This is a genomic window from Paenibacillus sp. FSL L8-0638 (assembly GCF_038593075.1).
GTDB lineage: Bacteria > Bacillota > Bacilli > Paenibacillales > Paenibacillaceae > Paenibacillus > Paenibacillus polymyxa_D.
Map to the genome: position 1 here is coordinate 4567757 of NZ_CP151960.1, position 19109 is coordinate 4586865.

At 45.7% G+C, this 19109-nt stretch carries 13 protein-coding genes; 5 read left to right on the forward strand and 8 right to left on the reverse strand.

What is annotated here, in order from left to right; translation table 11 throughout:
* The first annotated feature begins 22 nt into the window (after nt 1–22).
* Both MKY35_RS20210 and MKY35_RS20215 read left to right on the forward strand, forming a co-directional pair.
* Entirely contained in the window at nt 23–1879 is a 1857-nt protein-coding gene (locus MKY35_RS20210; RefSeq protein WP_029518386.1) for a beta-glucoside-specific PTS transporter subunit IIABC, read from the forward strand.
* A 254-nt stretch (nt 1880–2133) separates the two neighbouring features.
* Nucleotides 2134–2652, forward strand: a complete 519-nt coding sequence (locus MKY35_RS20215; RefSeq protein ID WP_342444660.1) for a thioredoxin family protein — start codon at nt 2134–2136, stop codon at nt 2650–2652.
* Nucleotides 2653–2846: 194 nt separating this feature from the next.
* Here the strand turns inward: MKY35_RS20215 and MKY35_RS20220 are convergent, their stop codons facing one another.
* Complete coding sequence (locus MKY35_RS20220; protein ID WP_342444661.1) at nt 2847–4205, reverse strand: sugar phosphate nucleotidyltransferase; 1359 nt, start codon at nt 4203–4205, stop codon at nt 2847–2849.
* A 160-nt stretch (nt 4206–4365) separates the two neighbouring features.
* On the opposite strand from MKY35_RS20220, the gene MKY35_RS20225 reads away from it, so the two are divergent.
* Nucleotides 4366–5061: a response regulator transcription factor gene (locus MKY35_RS20225; RefSeq protein ID WP_342444662.1), complete on the forward strand. Its 696-nt coding sequence runs from the start codon at nt 4366–4368 to the stop codon at nt 5059–5061.
* Between the two features lie 42 nt (nt 5062–5103).
* Here MKY35_RS20225 and MKY35_RS20230 read toward each other — a convergent pair whose 3' ends face one another.
* From MKY35_RS20230 to MKY35_RS20240, 3 genes are read right to left on the reverse strand one after another with little or no spacing between them, the layout of a single operon-like run.
* On the reverse strand, nt 5104–9534 hold the full coding sequence (locus MKY35_RS20230; RefSeq protein ID WP_342444663.1) for a hypothetical protein: 4431 nt from the start codon (nt 9532–9534) through the stop codon (nt 5104–5106).
* A 50-nt stretch (nt 9535–9584) separates the two neighbouring features.
* On the reverse strand, nt 9585–11321 hold the full coding sequence (locus MKY35_RS20235) for an ATP-binding protein (RefSeq protein ID WP_342444664.1): 1737 nt from the start codon (nt 11319–11321) through the stop codon (nt 9585–9587).
* Nucleotides 11318–11767 (reverse strand): hypothetical protein, encoded by a 450-nt coding sequence (locus MKY35_RS20240; RefSeq protein WP_029518378.1) that lies wholly within the window; start codon nt 11765–11767, stop codon nt 11318–11320. Before MKY35_RS20240 ends, MKY35_RS20235 begins: the two co-directional genes overlap by 4 nt.
* Nucleotides 11768–11812: 45 nt before the next feature.
* Here MKY35_RS20240 and MKY35_RS20245 point away from each other — a divergent pair, with 45 nt between their 5' ends.
* A complete protein-coding gene (locus MKY35_RS20245) occupies nt 11813–12520 on the forward strand; it encodes a response regulator (protein WP_069011050.1) in 708 nt (235 codons plus the stop codon).
* On the opposite strand, the gene MKY35_RS20250 is transcribed toward MKY35_RS20245, so the two are convergent.
* From MKY35_RS20250 to MKY35_RS20265, 4 genes are read right to left on the reverse strand one after another with little or no spacing between them, the layout of a single operon-like run.
* Nucleotides 12488–13399, reverse strand: a complete 912-nt coding sequence (locus tag MKY35_RS20250) for a glycosyltransferase family 2 protein (protein ID WP_342444665.1) — start codon at nt 13397–13399, stop codon at nt 12488–12490. The two genes, MKY35_RS20245 and MKY35_RS20250, sit on opposite strands and share 33 nt — an antisense overlap.
* Nucleotides 13359–14585, reverse strand: coding sequence for a glycosyltransferase family 4 protein (locus tag MKY35_RS20255; protein ID WP_342444666.1), 1227 nt, complete (start codon nt 14583–14585; stop codon nt 13359–13361). The genes MKY35_RS20250 and MKY35_RS20255 overlap by 41 nt, the downstream gene beginning before the upstream one ends.
* Nucleotides 14569–15834 carry a transporter gene (locus tag MKY35_RS20260; protein WP_342444667.1) on the reverse strand — a complete coding sequence of 422 codons (1266 nt, stop codon included), beginning with the start codon at nt 15832–15834 and terminating at the stop codon, nt 14569–14571. The genes MKY35_RS20255 and MKY35_RS20260 overlap by 17 nt, the downstream gene beginning before the upstream one ends.
* A gap of 4 nt (nt 15835–15838) precedes the next feature.
* Complete coding sequence (locus MKY35_RS20265) at nt 15839–16960, reverse strand: glycosyltransferase (RefSeq protein WP_342444668.1); 1122 nt, start codon at nt 16958–16960, stop codon at nt 15839–15841.
* 397 nt (nt 16961–17357) lie between these two features.
* On the opposite strand from MKY35_RS20265, the gene MKY35_RS20270 reads away from it, so the two are divergent.
* Nucleotides 17358–19079: an NAD-dependent malic enzyme gene (locus tag MKY35_RS20270; protein WP_342444669.1), complete on the forward strand. Its 1722-nt coding sequence runs from the start codon at nt 17358–17360 to the stop codon at nt 19077–19079.
* Nucleotides 19080–19109 lie beyond the last annotated feature (30 nt).

Below are 19109 nucleotides of genomic sequence, written 5' to 3' on the forward strand. Positions count from 1 at the left end.
TAACCCATAAGGAGTTCTAAATATGAGTGATAAAGAACTATCTAAAAAAATAGTGACTCTCGTTGGCGGCGAAGAGAATGTCAATTCCGTATTCCATTGCGCTACACGCTTGAGATTTAAATTAAAAGATCGCACAAAAGCAGACAAAGCTGCACTGGAAGCAACACCTGGTGTCATTACAGTGGTGGAAAGCAGCGGCCAGTTCCAAGTGGTCATCGGCAACAATGTAGGTCAAGTATTTGAGCATATGATGGCAGAAACGAATTTGCAGGATGCAGACAATCCTAATGCCAAAAAGGAAGAATCCTCCGAAAAAACAAATGTTCTTGGCAAAGCGGTCGATATCATTTCCAGCATTTTCTCACCTCTCTTGGGTGCTCTTGCCGGAGCAGGTTTGCTCAAAGGGATTATGGCCTTAATTGCGTCGCTTCATTGGATTGATACTACAAGCGGTACGTATCTCATTTTGAACGCCGCTTCGGACAGCGTATTTTATTTCTTGCCTATATTCCTGGCTATTACTTCGTCCCGTAAATTTAAGACAAATGCCTTTGTATCGGTCGCAGTTGCTGGAGCACTCGTGTACCCGGATGTTATTGCAGCGGTGGACCATCCGGCAAAACTGGCTTTTCTCGGGATTCCAATCATTCTGATAAAATACAGTTCCAGCGTAATCCCAATTATTCTCGCGGTCTGGGTACAGTCCTATGTGGAACGTTGGTTTAATTCCTTTGTTCATCAATCGGTTAAAAACATTATCGTCCCTATGCTATCACTGCTAGTTGTTGTTCCGTTGACGTTTTTGGCCTTTGGTCCAGTCGGTAACCTGATCAGTCAAGGCTTGGCGAACGGTTTTACATGGGTATACAATTTAAGCCCATTGATCGCCGGAGCCGTTGCTGGTGCATTCTGGCAAGTGTTTGTTATTTTCGGTGTACATTGGGGCTTCGTTCCTATTATGCTGTCCAATATTCAAACATTGGGTTATGACACGATGCTTCCAATGCTTACAGCAGCCGTACTTTCTCAAGCCGGTGCAACACTGGGGGTATTCCTGAAATCTAGAAATACTCAAATGAAGGCTTTGGCTGGTTCCTCTACACTGGCGGCTGTATTCGGGATTACAGAACCAACGATTTATGGTGTAACTTTGAAATTGAAAAAACCTTTCATTTATGCTTGCATATCTGGTGGTATTGGGGGCGCTATTATCGCTTCTGGCGGAGCGACTGCAAAATCCTTCTCCCTGCCTAGTTTACTGGCGCTGCCAACTTATTTTGGAGCTGGGTTCTTGTGGGTAGTCATCGGTTTGCTCGTTGCCTTTGTACTCGCAGTTGTGTTGGTTATGATTTTGGGCTTTGATGATCCAAAAGAAGAAACTGCAAAAACAGAAGCTGCGCCTATAAAGAAAGAAGTGACAATCGAGAAAGAAATTCTCGTAAGCCCACTGCAAGGTAAAGTATTGCCTTTGGAACAATCTTCTGATGTTGCTTTTGCTTCAGGTGCTATGGGGAAAGGAATCCTTATTGATCCTACAGAGGGTGTGCTGACATCTCCTGTCAATGGAACGATTACGACCGTATTCCCAACCGGACATGCCATCGGTATTACTTCCAATGACGGAGCAGAAATTCTGATTCACGTTGGTGTGAATACAGTGAAGCTGAAAGGACAATTCTTTGACAAGCGCGTCAAAGAGGGTGATGTGGTGAAGCAAGGGCAATTGTTGCTCGAATTTGATATCGAACAAATTAAGGCGGCAGGCTATACAACGACTACGCCGATTATCGTAACAAATTCCGCTCAATACCTGGACGTATTGAACACAATGGAAACTGAAGTGAAGCGTGAGGATTATTTGTTGACTGTTGTGGTCTAACATTTAATTTTCAGACTAGGGCATTTTGCATAAATCCCAGGAGCATTTTCAAATCAGCAGTATATAGATCGAAAACGCTTTAGTTCGTCTATACTGTACTTACAAGCGTTGGGAATCGAATTATGCAAAATGCTGACTAAAGAAGCTTTCCCAATGGAAAGCTTCTTTTTTATACATAATGAGACAAGTGTTACAGTGAAAAATGGAAATATCATTTATTGTAAGCGTAAGAATGTAAAAAAAGGAGGATCTCTGTGAAAAAAGGATATATCGCCGGGTTAAGTGTCATTGTGTTGCTTGTCATTGCTATCGCTATTTCAGCTGTAGTTAAATTTCAGGATCTGGAGCAGGTTGTTCAACAAAAAGACAAAGAAATCCAAGCGAGCAAAAGCAATTACCCCGAAATATATGACCACTTGAATGCGGTTACAGTTGATGGTTTTAAGCGTTTGATTCAACAGGATCAAAGTGTATTTGTCTATATCGGCAGACCGAGTTGTGGCGACTGCAATCGGTTTGAGCCTAACTTTAACAAGATGATCGAACAGTATAATCTAGGCTCTAAAATTACTTTTTTGAACGTTCACAAAATCCATAAGGACAAGCTCCAATGGAATAAATTCAAAGAGGATTACAACGTTAAATACACCCCCACTATTGCAGAATTCAGGAACGGCAAGCTGGTTGATAAAATAGAATGGACGCCCAAAAGAGACCTCAGTACGGACGCTGTAAAAGAGTGGCTGACTTCCAAGAAAATTATTATTTTATAAGTCTCTTTTCTATTCAATTCATTACAAACACAGAGAACTGTTTATGCAAAAAAAGGTATTCATTCGTATAACGCATGAATACCTTTTTAGGAATGCACAGGCATCTAAGCTCTAATAAAAAATAGTTCCTACTACTCTTCACTGCCTTCTGATAAACCTCGTTCGTATCTATCAGTCCCTATATTGTAGACACTTCATAGAGTATGGTCGTCAATCGAATCAGGAAATTCATATCGGATAATATCCGTTTCGGATACGATATGTCCGATTTGTGACTCAATGAATTCTAAATCTCCTTCTACTGCCCCTATAAAATGCTTTGTACCGGGTTCAATGACGATGACCTCACCGGGGCTGACCGTCTGTATCACGCCATTGATAGAGACACTCCCGGTTCCAGAAACTATAGTCCAAACTTCTTTACGAAACTGATGCTCATGATAGCTGATAAATCTCCCGTTTGAAATGACCACGCGTTTGGTCACTGTCTGCAATCCACTTGCTGCCGCTTGATGGGATAACACCGTTTGCTTTCCCCAGAAGCGCTCCTCAAAACGTGGTCCGATTTCAATTTCCGCCACCATATCCTTAATTCCTGTGGATGACTGCCGATCCGTAACCAGCACGCCATCCGGCCCGGCAACGACAATAATGCCCGGGACATTCCAGATGCTAACCGGAATCTCCAGTTCGTTGATGATATGCGAGTCATGTGAAGCTTCTGAAATATATCCTGGACCACTCAGCTTCGAACTTACTTCTCTCACCAACGAATCCCATGTGCCCAAGTCTCTCCACTCTCCATGATATGGAAGCACGGAGAGCTTATGAGTATGCTCTACTACCGCAATATCGAAGCTAGTTTTAGGCAAGTCTGCATAATTTGTCGAAAGAGATTCATAGTCGGATGGTATACCCATTTGCTTCAGAATATCCAATAAAAAGCCCAGTCTAAAAGCAAACACCCCGCAATTCCATAAGGCCCCTTCACGGATCAACGCTTCTGAACGAATCAGATCCGGCTTTTCTACAAATGAACTAACCCTATAATATGGCTGGTCAAGTGAAGGAGAGGCTGAAGGCACAATATATCCGTATTTATCAGAGGGTTCCGTCGGAGCAGCCCCCATTAATGCGATATGGCTTCCTGATTGCTCTAATATGGAAGGAAGCCTGCGCAGATGCTCAAAAAATTCATCTCCCGCATACCCGTCCACAGGCATGACCCCTACGATCTCTTCGAGTGATGCACCTGCAACGTCATGCAAGTAGGCCGTAGCCAGGGAAATGGCCGGGAAAGTATCTCGCTGAGTCGGCTCCTCAATCACTACAGCATCTCCGCCAATTTGTCCTCGAATCAGCTCGGCCTGAGTTCCACTCGTTGAAAAATAGGCCTCATCTGCCAAATTCGCTTCATCTAATTGTCTCCATATTCGTTGCAGCATACTTTCGGGCCGTTCGTCGTGACGTAGTATGGAAAGAAACTGCTTGGGGCGGTTCACATTGGATAAGGGCCATAGACGTTTACCCGAACCTCCAGATAATAAAATCATTCGCAAAGATGCAACCTTCTTCCTGTAAATTAATATTTTTCTTTCATTATAGGACTGTTCGATTTTCGCATTTCTGCCGAATACATAAGTATGTATTATCGTGGCAAATACATGATTATGCAATGCTATTGTATCTTTGTCTGTACAGGAGATGTCAGTCATGTCCATAAAAATACTCATCATTGAAGAGGAAAAAAGTTTGGCAGATATGATTACTCTTCATCTTCAAGAAGAAGGTTATCATACCGAACTTATCAATGACTCTAAACTTGCAATTCCTACACTCATGCGTTTTAAGCCTGATATTATTGTGACCGCTCTGATGTTTTCCGGTAGAGTTGAATGTACGCTGGTCGGCCAAATTCGTCAATTCACGACGGTACCTATGCTGGTCATCTCTAATAACACCCTGCTGAACATAAGGATCCAGGCTTTGGATGATGGAGCGGATGACTTTTTATGCAAGCCCTTCAGTCTGAGAGAGTTGAACGCCCGTATGAAAGCTCTGCTGCGCCGCTGTGGTCGCAACATGCCTGTTGAATCGCCAACCGTTACGCAAAGGCTTAAAAAGGTAAGAGTGTGGGTAAATGATTATCGTCACAGCCTGCTAGTTGATGATCAGGAAATTGAAGTTACTCAAATCGAATTTTCCATTATAAAAGAAATGTCCTGCTATCCAGGGAAAGTCTTTACCCGCAGCGAGCTGATGGATCGGATCAAAGGCGGAGATGGCGCTTATCTGGATCGCACTATCGATGTACATATCTCCAGCCTCCGCAAAAAAATTGAGCGTGATCCTAAAAATCCTCAGCATATCCGTACCGTCTGGGGCAGAGGCTACAAATATGAGATGTAGCCGTATCATGGCTACCCATTTCCCCACTGAGCAGCTTGCTTTTTATGGAAGGTTTCGCTTCTTCCATCGCCGATAAGGAAGAAAACAAGCTGCTCCACCCAGTATCCCTATGAGGAACAGTCCCCATCCGAAACGGTAGGCGGAAGCCAGAATAACGACGACTTTCCCGTTCCCGTTACCATTGGTAATGAATCCGGTAGTTACTCCATTCACAGACAGACGGGCTCGCTGATTTTCGCCACCCAGCCTGAACTCCCATAGTGGATTGGGTGATTCGGTCTCCCGGATCAGCACCTGCTGATGCGTCGGATTATATAGCGTAAAACTACGTTCCATGGAATTCTCACGAGTAGCCTGAATGCTTTCCGAAGCATGTGGTGCCATAAAAAAGGTATCCATATCCGTTCCCTCAAACAACGTAAATTGATCCACTGTAATCATGGCTTGATAAGGGATAATGGAATATTCCTTCATTTGAAATAAGCCTGACTGCTTCTTGTGCGCATGCGCTAAAATTTGAAACTGCATCATGGCGGTTCCTGCCGGTGCCTTCACAATTTGATCATAATGATTCCATTGTTCCTTATCTCTCTCCTCCACCTCATCAATATAGGAGGTTTGAAGAACCTGGGACGCTTTATTCAAAAATATGACCTTCATGTGCCGACTTCCAACTTGTTCGGATCGCGCATCCAACTGCACGGCATACTCTTGCAGCGGCTCGGCCTTCATTTTCTTGGACGCATAAATATTCCAGTCACAGGAATAGCTAGGTGCGTAACGGATAGAGAGCCCTTCGTCCATGATTGATAGCTTCGTCTGGCCAGGTCGTATATCCGCTACACATCCGACATCCGTCGTGCTCAATGATTCCTTCGTATCCTCCCCCGGCATCACCGTCACTTCCTGCCCGCCCATTCGATGAATATCTCCAAAACGGCTCAATGAAGGCACCTGACTATCCAGGACAAGGGTTAAGCGATACTTTCCCTTGGTTAGGAACAGATTTTTAAATTCGACTCGGCCATAGTCGTTCAGCAGACCGGGAATTTGTATGATTTTCTTGGCAAAACCATCCTGATCGGGCACCGTTTCAATAACCTGCTTTTCAGATAAAGAGGTAGCGGGTAACCGCTTATACGACTCTTCCGTACGAATCGTTCTGGTCAGCACCTCTCCCGTCTCTTCATTCACCCACTTCATCGTTAATGACCCATGGTATCCTGCAGGTAGATTAGCCAAAATAGCTGTGGCATAGGTTCCCGTTTTGGCGACTTCCACATCCCTGCTTAACGTCCCCTTCTGATAGCTGATCCCCCGCCCCATACTAAGTCTTGGTAAAGCACGCTCCGTCTGCACATTCCCTTGGGCGTTAAAATCGTTCTCTGCCTCCAAGGTGAAAAAGAGCTTGCCCCGCTTCAATGCCTGCTCCACTGGAAAAGATAACTGATCTAGCTGATCCACAGGCACAATCGCAAATTGATTGATCGCATTAAAACCTTGCAGGTTATTAACCGTGACTGGAGTATCTCCTTTTGGAAAAACATGTTCCCCCAGATCGACCCATTGAAATTGGTTTAAACCATCATCCTGGGTCTTGATACTAACCACTTTGTCCGGTAGCGTGACTTGTAATTTCCCGCCTGCCTTATTCATAAACACTCTGGCATATACATGCGAGGTTTGAGGTTGATCCAGTTTTTTGTGCATCGTAAACGTGTTAGGCTTACTGTATTGCCCCAAATCACGTAGCTGGATATCATGAATCCACCAGTAATTTTTTTGCTGTGGGCGCTGCAGGGTTAACAAATCCATTCGCATCCAATAGCTGCCGGGCGGCGACACGTATTCCCCGTAAAATTTCACACTGTCAAAATTATATCCCTCCGAAGGCGCCACGACATAGCTAACCCCCAGTTCACGCATTTGCTTATCATAAAATCTCATTTTCACATGCATTTTGTTTGTCCCACGACCGGAAACAGTAATTTGGAACTGATACGGATTATTTTCCTTGGCTTCCAGCAAACCCGATCGAGCGACCTGCCATATATTACTCGGGTCACCCTTCATAATTTCGCCGTGCAGAGTTGGCACATCATTCAATTCCTCACGGGGATTAGCCTGCACACTGAACAACTGCGGGTTATCCGGCTTGAAGAAGGTTTCGGTCCGCAACATGGAATCAAAGTCCACAACCGTCTTCCCTTCGATGCTGCTCATCTGATACGGGGCCACATCCAGCTTCTTACTGGCAAAGGTGACCGCAATCCCTGCATCCATTTCCATATCGAACGGAAAGTTCCGTATATTTTGGGAGGATAAATACCATAACCAATCGTTGGTCGAGGCAAAGGTTTTGGACCATTTTAAAAAGGCATTACCATCCTCAATGGCATCAAAAGGCCGTAAGTAATCCTCTGCTGGAAGCTGTGACAATAGCAAGTCATTAAAGGACGCCGCTTCCACATAATCCCCTTTGTTAATCGTCTGGATGGTTTTTAGCTCAGGCTTTAACGCACTGAACAGCACTCCAAAGCGGCTAAAATCAAAACCAGGCAGATGGCTGTAGCTCTCCAGTCGGCTAAAACCGTAAGGTGTTACAATTTTACTCGCAAGGATGTTCATATAGGGCGGTGTCTGGTCGAGATTGAATATGGAAAATAGCCCGTTCTGGTACGTACGTTTCAGCCCGGTCTGACCTTCCAGCTGAGAGAGGTGGAAATCCTGACGCTTCTCCTGTCCCACATATTCATCATGGTAGACCAACTGGTTGACACCAAAGGTAGAGAACAGCCAACCTAATCGGGAGCTTAATCCGTTGTCCATGACATACTGTAGAAAATTCATATAGTATGTAATACCGGGATCATTGCCCTCATGATGAAAGATCGTATTTTTAGGAGAAGAGTATACCTGAAAATCTCCCGTTGCCTTTTCGTTTGCGGTCTTCCCTTTATTCCATTTGGGCGTGGCTACTCCGTTATAGCTCTGAATCATATTGTCAGCAATCGGAAAGTATAATGCCTTGCTATCGAAACGATCCGGATCAGTCAGCTTTTCAGCCATTTGACCATAAGCCTCTGGCACTTGTACTGGCTTGTAGTACCCCTCAATGAACTGAGTGCGCAAGGGAGCAAAATATACCCCCAGGCACAGGACGACGATAACGACCGCCAGCTTTTTATATACACGCTGTAGCGGCGAGGATCCGAACCATTCCATAAATTGAATGACACCAAAGGTCAGCAACACCCCGAAGTTAAGGGCAATCAGTCCAATAAATTTGTTAGGATCACGGAAAACCGAACCAATCACAGGGGTTTTCGTAACCAGAATGACAAACCACTTGGCAATCGATGGGAACGTCGTCCCGGTAGCTGCAACCAGAAACAGCAGCGTAAGTAGCGAGAAGATCAGAATGATCGGATTTTTATGTGAACGTGTCACCATCGCATACCCGATCAATAGCAACAAAAATCCCCCTCCTACATAAAACATGACAGGCAGTGAGGACAAGGAAAACATGGGCCACCAATAGCTCAGTAAATAACCCACATTATTTAAACTGCTGTTGCGGCTGAACAGAGACAACGTATCCACGACATTGATATTATGCTGAGACGCTTGAGCGTCCATCAACATGCTACCGACATATAGAGACAACCAATAAAAACTGAGCAGACCGAAAAACATGCCAAAAATGATCCCTTTACGCAAAAAATTGCCGTATAACGGCTGCAAATAGGTGCGACCAGCCTTACGGTGGGTCCAGGTCAGCTTGATCAATAGCAACATGGTGAACAAGCCCAAATAAATCATGCCGAAGAAAAAATAGTGAATTGCCGCAGCACTAACGGTGAATACCGCAGCCAACAGAAACAGGTCGATCCAGTTCCGCTGATACAACTTGTGGGGATGATAGTTTTTAATTTGTTGAATTTGAAACTTGGGGTCCACCGCACTGAAAAAGAATCGCAGCATTAACGGAAATAAACTATATCCACAGAGCAAATAAATATGCTGAATGCGGAAAATAACCCACGGATTCAGCGCATAAAACAACGAGCCGACCATGATGGCAAAAATACGGGTCTTCGTAAAGCTTGGTGAATAATACACGCTAACCAATCGCTTGGCAAAGGCATACATCGAAAATGCCGAAACAAATAACAAGCCTGTAATAAACGACTTGAGCAAGACCGGTCCGCTTTCGTCAAATAAGAGTGACAGTCCATAGAAGGGCAAGATGTACAGGATACGTGGAGCATTGAACAAGGTCGAGGTAGACCATCGCTCGTTCCATACCCCGGTTATTTCCTCCAGATACCGATGAGAGGTGGCTCCAAAAGCAATGTCGCTAAACACAATTTGCCCTGGTCCATAGATGGGTGCAAGATATGCAACAATCGCAATCAGCATCAACATCATTGCCGCCATATCGTAACGATAGCGAAATATCCATTTTTTCATGCTTGTCCCCCTCTCTTGAACTTCTCGTATATCTGTCGGTTATCTTGGGCCTATCTTCTCAAACGAACGATTGCCTGCAAGCCCTGATCGGTATTACGCAGCTTTAAACGGCCGCCTATGGTCTTCAGGTATGCATCCATATGGTACAGGCTGAACGCATGCTCCTGCGAGTTTTGGGAATAGTCTGGCTGGAAATAGCTCCAACGCATTTTATCATCAATCCCGCCGCCTGTGTCCTCAATGATAATAACAATTTCTCCTTCTTCCAGCCGTGAACTAACCTTAAGCACTTGAGATTGTCGCTTGAACCGCAGACCTGTTCGGTCCTGTTCCTGATCCTCAGGCAGTTCTCCGCCTTGGCGTCCCATGGCCTGCACTGCATTTTCCAGCAGTCCCTGAATCGTTTTGTACAGCATGGGTGCTTGTGCTGCAATCGATGGAACAGGCTCTTGCCGCAAGATCACTTGAATGTTCTTCATGTTCAATGAACGGTTCGCCCATTTCAGCGACTCAGACAATATTTCATTCATATCTGTAAAGCTAATTCCACTATTATCATGCATCTTCTCTTCCAGCTCATCGCGCAAGCTACGAACTCCCATCAGTAACTCTCCCAGTGAGGATTCCTGTCTGAGGCGACCCTGGATAAAATTTTCATTCAACTCGCGAAAATACTCCAGTTCCTCATGAGAGGCTCCTTTTCCCTGACTGGAAGCCGCTTCAAAGCGGTTTGCTAGATCATGATAAAATCCCAGCAGCTTCAAATCATCACCGCCTGTGAGACGGCTAGTCTGCTCTTGCAGCTCTTGCAGTTGCTGCTCAATCGTCTGCATTAACGGCAAATAATACGTGTCCTGCTGCTGTCGCATATCTTCATCTCGCCGTTGATCACGCACCTGGTTGTTCACGATGGCATCCTTTACAATCCTTTTGCGGAATTGTACGAGCATGGCCCACAGAATGAACAATATTAGAACCATGACCATCCACAACTGTCTGCGGAAGGAGCTGATTCGCTGTGCTGTATCCTCGCTGACATCCTTAACCGATATGTAAAGGGCTTCTTCCCCAATGCGGCTAAATCCTATCCCGTATTTTTCACCGTCATCTTCAATGACACCTGTATTGCCCTCCAGCAGCCTACGAGTGACGCCCGTGATGTCCGTTCGGTTAATATCCGGATTACTTCGGGAAGCTACGACCTTAAATTGACCGTTATAAAATAAAGTCTCATACTGGTTAACCGGTTTACTTTTAATAATTCCGCTGAGCATATCAGCGTCAACCTTGCGCACCATAAAACCGCCCATCTGCGCTCCTTGAATCCTGCATGCGATATACTGGGCAGGCTGATGGTCCTCTGTCACAAAAGAGCTTACTGCACAACCATTTTGCAGCCACTTAATCTGCTGGACCGCACTTTTCATCTCACGATTATCTCGTCCGACCATCACATGATACTGTTCATCTAGCACATAAAAGGCCCCGCTTTCACGCTTAAACCCCTCAGGATACTGGCGTGTTCCCTGATTCAGCATATCTCTGCCCAGACTGGATGACAGCTCCTTCAATTCAGCCTGCCATGCGGCATAACGCTCGGTAATGCTGCTAGAAAGTTCCTGTACCTCATACTGGAGCTGTTCGTTCTGAATCTCCGCCAAGTGAACACTGAATTGTCGCACGACAAACCATTGAAGCACAGCGGCCAAGAACACGGTCACACCCAGTACGATCAGGTACAGGATCAGCTTTTGCCAACCTGGTTTCAACAAAGCCCATTGTTTCATGCTTCCCTGTCCCCTCCATTTTGTTCACGACGGCTCAAAATAGCCTGCATCAGGCATTCCAGCTCGTAGCTGACCAGCGGTAGCCGTGCGCACAGCAAACGGGGAGTGCGGCGCTGGAGGGCAGCAAACCTCGCAGCGGTTTCCGTTGCCCCGTCCGTCAGTAGGATCAACTCGCATGTTTTTGCGATATATAAGCGATCCAACTCTTCCTCGCCGTATTCTCGCAGATCAACAACGTAAATATCATGACGATCGTCCATATGCTGAAGTGCGCTGGAGACAACCAGGGTCACCCCTGTATGCCGTGCAGCATGATACTGATGAAGGAGACGCATACCTTTTTCCCAGAGGGCATGCTCAGCCGAATCAAATCGTTCACAAAAAAGACGCAACGCCCGTTCTGTATTGACATCTTTCAAAAATGCCAAAACGCTGATATTATACATGTAGTTCCTCATTTCTTACTTCCTGATTGGAGTTGCGCAGTTCTTATGACACCCCAAAACATTCTATTTGTTGACGACAGCCCTATGGTTCTGTCCCTGCTTGAACGGACCTTGACGCAAGAAGCATTCACCTTACATACCGCTCACACGCCCAAAGAAGCCCTACAAGTGCTGGAACAGCACCCGATTGATGTGGTCGTTTCCGATCTGCTCATGCCTGGTCTGGATGGGATTACCTTCCTTCGCATGATTAAGAAAGATTATCCACATATCGTACGAATCATTTTGTCTGGTCACCTGCATACGCAGTCCATTTTATCGGCGATTAATCAAGTCGGTGTGTTCCGTTTTTTGACGAAACCGCTGGAGCTGGATGATGATACGCTAAAAAAAATACTGTATGAGGCGCTTGATCAAGCCAAACTCAATCGAAACAGCCTGCATGCAGCAGACCAGAACGTAGCTTCCGACCTGTCAGTATTTATAGACAGCATTTTGAATGCTCCGTACCGACCCTATGTTCTGCTGAATGAACAAGATATCGTAACCGCTGTACACATTGCACTTGCTGAGCTGTATCCTGTTGGCCGCTCACTACGTCATCCTGACGGGGAAGGTATTCAGTTAACCACGCATTCATTATACATACCGTATGAGGAGTCGGAATCTTCCGATCCCGACCTGTACACGCTGGATACGCTGACCCTCGGACATTCATCGTTACGCCTTATCCGCCTTAGCGAGATCGCCTGAGTGACGGGTGCCGCCCTTTAACACGGCGGCTACCCCAATCACAGTTAGGCATACATACATCCACAACATCCCCATCGTCAGCAACGGGTGACGGATATAGTTTTTCAAATTCCCCCACGTATACAGCACCGGACGGAAGAAATACCAACGTTCCAGTGCCTTTCGTAATCCGCCCTCTTCAGATGACATCGTACGATCCATCACTGAAAAGTAGTAGGCTTTTTTACGTAATACATCGTGCAGATAGACCTGTTTTTCATCATGATATACCCGTGTAAATACCGCCCGGCGAATGACTCCACCAGACTCTATATAACGTAAGGTCGGCTGTATTTCTTCAAAAGCAATCTGCTCCGCATTAAACCCGCCCGTCGATTCATAAGCGCTCATTCGCCAGAAGCGTGCCGCTTCAATGGAGCGTTTTCCCAAGGTCTCACCCGCGTTATTAATCACATTTCGCTCAAAAACTTTCACTTTGGAAAAAAAATTGTCCGCTTCCGAATACGCCTCCTCCGGAACGACCAAAGCGCCAATATCCTGATGATCGTCAAAAAAGTCGATGCTCTGCTGAATCAGATGTTCGGCTAAAATCATATCGGAATCCAATACAAATATGTATTCGGCACCCAAGCGTTTCGCTTCCTCAACCGCTCTAACCCTAGCGACTCCCCGCTCCCCATGGGGAAGCTCCAATACCGTTACGGGTACTGCGCTCCCTTCCGACAGCATACGAATCGTCTCGACGGTCCGGTCATTGGAGCCATCATCAGCAATTACAATATGCAGATCCTTGTAATTTTGCCCCATACAGCTTCGCAAACAAGGCTCTATCGTCCGTTCATTGTTGTACGTGGAGAAGAGAATGACCACTTTGTCCACTCTGTTCCGCCTCCTCTACCCAATCTTCCATCAACTGCTCAAACGCAGCAGCCGTATGATCAAAATGGAATCTTAACGCATATTCATACGCCCGCTCACGGATGGCCATGTAATCTTCGCCGCCCTTCGCTGCTCTTTCCATTTGTTCAGATAATCCCCGGATGTCGCCGTGAAAGCATAGATACCCGCTCTTCCCAAAATCCGTTGCATCCACCAGACCCGGTGAATTGCTGACAATGCTGGGCGTTCCAACCGCTGCCGCTTCGGTAATTGTCAACCCCCAACCTTCACGCAAGGAAGGAAACACCAGCGCGTGGGCACGACTCATCAGCTCCAGCTTATGCTCTGCTGAAACAAATCCGTAAAAGGTAATATCGGCTTGCGATTGCCCCTGTTCATCCGGTTCTCCGTATGTTAATCCATACCGTTTCATAATCGGCAACAATTGTTCTGCCACATAGGTTTTATCGGTTTTTCCGGCAATCCATAACATAGCCTGAGGGAACTTTTCCTTGAGCTGCCCAAAGGCCTCAACGACCAGATCAATGCCTTTATATTTGACGAAGCGCCCAGCGTACATGAAGGTCGGATTAGGTTCCTTCGTTAAAAATTGTTCGCGCGGCCAATGATCAAACTCAATGCCTTCCGGTAAAAGATGAACACGATCCGGGTGAAAGCCCAGCTTAAGTAGATCATATCGAGTAGACGGAGATACCGTAAGCGTCCGATCCTTACGAGCCAGCTTAAGCATCAAGGGTTCTATATGAAACCCAATAACATTTAGCGGGAATTTGGCGTTCTCAAACCATATTTCCCTTGTTAGCTGATGTATGAAAAAAATCCGCTTGGATGCCTCCACCCAAAATCGGGTAAAGAATTGATGCGTATTCGCCTGGTTAATCACATAGTCGATCTTCCTTCGATGACGACGGTAATAGCGCATCGCATAATAAATAACACTGTATATGTTTCCTTTTCGAATGTACGTAATACCGTCAATAATTTCATGCTCAGGCATCCCCTCGAATTGGGGTGAAAAATGAATGAACTGGAAGCGGCCTTGCTGTGAGCGTTTAAGCATTTCGTGGGTGAAAATTTCTGCTCCTCCGCTTTTAGGTGAACGTATGTCACGCCAGGACAGCAATAGAACTACGGTTTTACCGTCCTGTTCATGTATGGTATTCATGGGGTAAATCCCCCTTTATCTTTATTTTGAACAAATGCACATAGGCGTCTATCACAAAGTAGAGAGCCATAGCTCCGTAAACCATGAACTCAGAAAGCAAGAAATCTACCGGCTCTGTGTGGGCAATATGAAAGGCTACTAATAAAGCCGCGGCTCCTGCCATCAGACTGAACATAAATTTGCGTCTGCCCACCAATACGTGCACATGCACAAAAAACAGCACGATGGAAAATAACCAGTACACCCATCCCCCCCATGGAATATAGGCCTCGGCTGATTGGTAAGAGGCTCCGAATAATATGGGTATAGAGGATGGGAACACAAAGGTCGTGCCCACATATACACAGATCGCAGCTACAGCCATTAATCCGGCATAGACGGCAATCAACTTGCCCAAAGCTTGGCGGTCATGCCCCTGCGCACCGAGCTTTGGAATAAAGGCAGCAATTAGGCTATACGAAACGTAATAGACCAACTGGCTGTACTTCAGCGCAATGGCATAGCTGCTGGCCTGCTCGGGAAAGTAATGCTGTACATACAACATGTCGATAGAGATACAAAACAAAATAAATAAATTGGTCATAAGGCTATCAGTGAAATCCTGACCCAATGATTTCCATAGCCCAGAAGGGATATGTTCTCCACTGGTTGTGAATAGGGACAAGCCACGAGCCGAAACGATCCAGCCATGGAGCAGCGACAGCAACATTCCCCCACAGCTCGCCAACAGTAGAGCTTCCAGCTTTAACCCCAGTGCAGCCAGAACAAAAAACAAGCTCAGCTTCCCCAATACTTCAATGTAATAGTTCACATTGAGCGCCAACATGCGTTCCCTACCCTGTAAATCTCCACGGCACGAACTCACCAAAATATGTAGGCCGATCAAGCCATACAGCATGATTAGCGGGGCGGAATCGACGACTAAAAGCGAGCGCAATAACGGATGAAACATGAGTAAAATAATCATGGCAAGCACAGTTAGCACCAAAGGTGCTTTTAGTAATAGAGAACCGAGCGGTAAGCTACGTAGCGCAAGCATCTTGTCACCCTTGGATACCAGCTTGGCGGTCAATAGCTGGATGGATAAGCCCAAAACGGACAACAGTGCAAAGAGGGCCAGCAACGCATTCGCTTGACCATAAGCTTGTCCGGTAAGATACCAGCTCGCTGTAATGTGGAAGAAAAAATTAAACCCGTTAAGCAGCACATTAAAGAGAGGAAACATTAACGAACGCAATCGGTTGTTCACGTTGTTATCTCACCCGCCGATCCAGTCGCCAAATATCAATGATAGAGCGCAAAAAACGAATGGAATCCTTCCAGACATGGATGTGCGATCCATCGCGGTCAATACATTTGACGGGTAATTGCAGCACACGAAGCTGGAGTCGCTTGGCAATAAACATCATTTCTAGATCCAGCGCCAATCCGAGCTGTTCCTTTAAATGCGGAAACATCCGTTTCACTGCAACCGAACTCATCACTTTAAGCCCAGTCTGGGAATCCACCACACCTGTGGGTAAAAAAGGACGGGAAATGACCCGCTTACCAAAGCTGACAACAGATCGCAATAAAGACCGATTCTCGGCGGTCATATCCTTGGTTCCGATCACGACATCATAATAGCCCTGCTGAACAACATTAATCATTCTGGCAATATCCTCAATAAAAAAGGAGTCGTCCGCGTCCACAAATACGTAGTAATCCGCACCAATGGTCCGCATCCCTTCCAGATACGTCCCTGCCTTACGTGTATTGCGTCCCAATTCCCTTGTTTGAAGCAGCGGACTAAGATTCTGATTAATCCGGTTTACGGATAAGTCCGTTGCTGCCTCCAGCGCTTTAATCAAGGCATGGGTGCCATCGTGGCTACCATCATCAATGAGATAAATCGAACCTTCAATAATATGGCTACGGATAAAGGCTTGCAGTCGTTCAGCAAAGGTTTTGACATGAACAAAACGTTGCTCTTCGTTATATACAGACAAGATAAATGCAATATGTTGGCTTTTGGTCGAATACTCGGGATAGAGCAAGCTTTGTATTTCCGAAAGCATTTCTTCGGTGTCATTGGCTTGCCAAAATAGCAGCCGCAAACGGCCTACTCCGGTGATTTGCACCATATGCTGATCACTGAACGGAAATGTTACATCCGTCACCAGTAACAATGGCATTTGCGGAAATTGGCTGCGGATCTGATTGGCTTTCCGCACCGCCTGCCCCGGCTCCCTATAATCAATCAAGCAGCAACATGCGTTCTCGTAGACTGAAGCTGCCTCCGTGTCCTTGCACTGTATATATTGGTAAAAACAAATTACATTGGGATAATCAATAGCCCTGTCATTATCGCTAAAAATGGCTATAGGTCCCTGCACACAAACCTCTCCTTTTCCTCCGAATAGTTCTATTTTGTTGAAAAAGAATTAAAAATGTTTGTTTATAGGGGTTAAATTAATGTCCAAATACTTCATATTTTCTTAACAAAATAGCTGACACTCCATGATATATAAGGGAATAAGAGAAGAAAAACTGATTTTCATATTTGATAAAAACAGAGTATTTAGACCTGATTCATTAGAACCAAAATTCTCAGCATTAGTTAGCGAATCCATATCGAAAATTAGTTCTTTTAGATCAATAGAAAGAAATGAATATGGTTATTTTGTCATATAGAAATAAACGAATAAAACAAATTGGCACGTCCATACTATGGATAACATGTCATCTTTCGTTATGAATAGTTATGTAAATGAACAGAAGGAAGGTCTTTCTATGGAAGCATTTTATGTCAATCGCGATGGGTCATTATCTACTCCTTTACGGGGGAAGGATGTGTTGGCAAATCCCCTTTTGAACAAAGGCGTTGCTTTTACAGAAGAAGAACGCAAAGAACTGGGTTTGGATGGAATCCTTCCTCCAACCGTCCTTTCATTGGAGAAACAGAGCGTACGAGCATATCAGCAATTTCTCGCACAACCTACCATGCTACGTAAAAATGCTTCTCTCAACGACCTCCACAACCGAAATGTCGTCCTCTACTATCGGCTACTAACCGATCATTTAAGTGAAATGCTACCCGTAGTCTATACACCGACCGTCGGAACCGCGATTCAAGAATATAGTCACGAGTACAACCGCCCTGGGGGCGTATATTTGTCGATAGATAACCCGAACGGTATTGGACAAGCGTTTTATAATTCCGGTTTGAGTGGTGAAGATGTGGATCTGATCGTCGTAACGGATTCCGAAAGTATTTTGGGCATCGGAGACTGGGGTGTCGGGGGGATTAACATTGCTATCGGTAAGCTTGCTGTGTATACAGCTGCGGCTGGCATTCATCCCGGGCGAGTGCTGCCCATTGTACTGGATGTGGGCACGAATAATGAAAAGCTGCTGAATGATCCGCTGTACATCGGAAACCGCCACAAACGGGTTCGCGGAGAAGCCTATAACCAGTTTATTGATACTTTTATCAGCAAAACGTCAGCTCAATTCCCGAAGGCGCTTTTACATTGGGAAGATGTGGGTAGCGTAAATGCCCGCCATATTATAAGAAAATATGGGCAAAGCATTCTCACCTTCAACGATGATATACAAGGCACAGGAGCGGTAACCTTGGCTGCGATTCTTTCGGCGGTAGGTGTCACCAAGATTCCGCTGCGTGAGCAAAAAGTAGTTGTCTTTGGCCCGGGGGCAGCAGGAATCGGCAACGCTGACCAAATTCGGGGAGCCATGATCGCGGATGGTCTTTTGGAGGAGGATTCATTCAAGCCATTTTGGGCTTTTGATTACCGCGGGCTGTTAACGGACGATATGGAAGATGTCCTGGATTATCAGAAACCGTATGTACGTAAAAAAGAAGAGGTCAGCTCATGGACGCGGTCGGATGACGGAAAAATACCACTGCTGGAGGTCATCCGTCAGGTGAAGCCTACTCTATTGATCGGAACTTCCGGTGTAGCCGGTGCCTTTTCAGAAGAGATTATCAAGGAAATGGCCAAGCATGTAGAACGCCCGATCATCATGCCCATGTCCAATCCTACAAACCTTGCCGAAGCGGTACCCGAGGATTTAATCCGGTGGACCGATGGCAAAGCATTGATCGCTACCGGAAGTCCTTTTGAGCCCGTCACCTATAACGGTACTGAATTTGAAATTGGACAGGCGAACAATGCCTTTGTTTTCCCGGGACTAGGTCTGGGTGCGATCGTAGTTAAAGCCAAAAGGATTACCCCTGCGATGTTTTCAGCCGCAGCAGATGCCGTTGCCAATGGCGTGGATTCGAATAAGCCTGGCGGTGCGCTGCTCCCTCATATCCGAAAATTACGTGATGTTTCGTACGCTGTTGCTGTTGCGGTTGCGAAAGCTGCGATTCAGGATCAGGTAGCCCAAGCACACATTTCAAATGTGGAACAAGCTATACGAGATGCAATGTGGAAACCGGAATATACGAAGGTCAAAGCAGTAGAAAGTGTAATTCATCATCCTCACTAATGCACCGTTTAGGGAAGAATATTGCCTTGT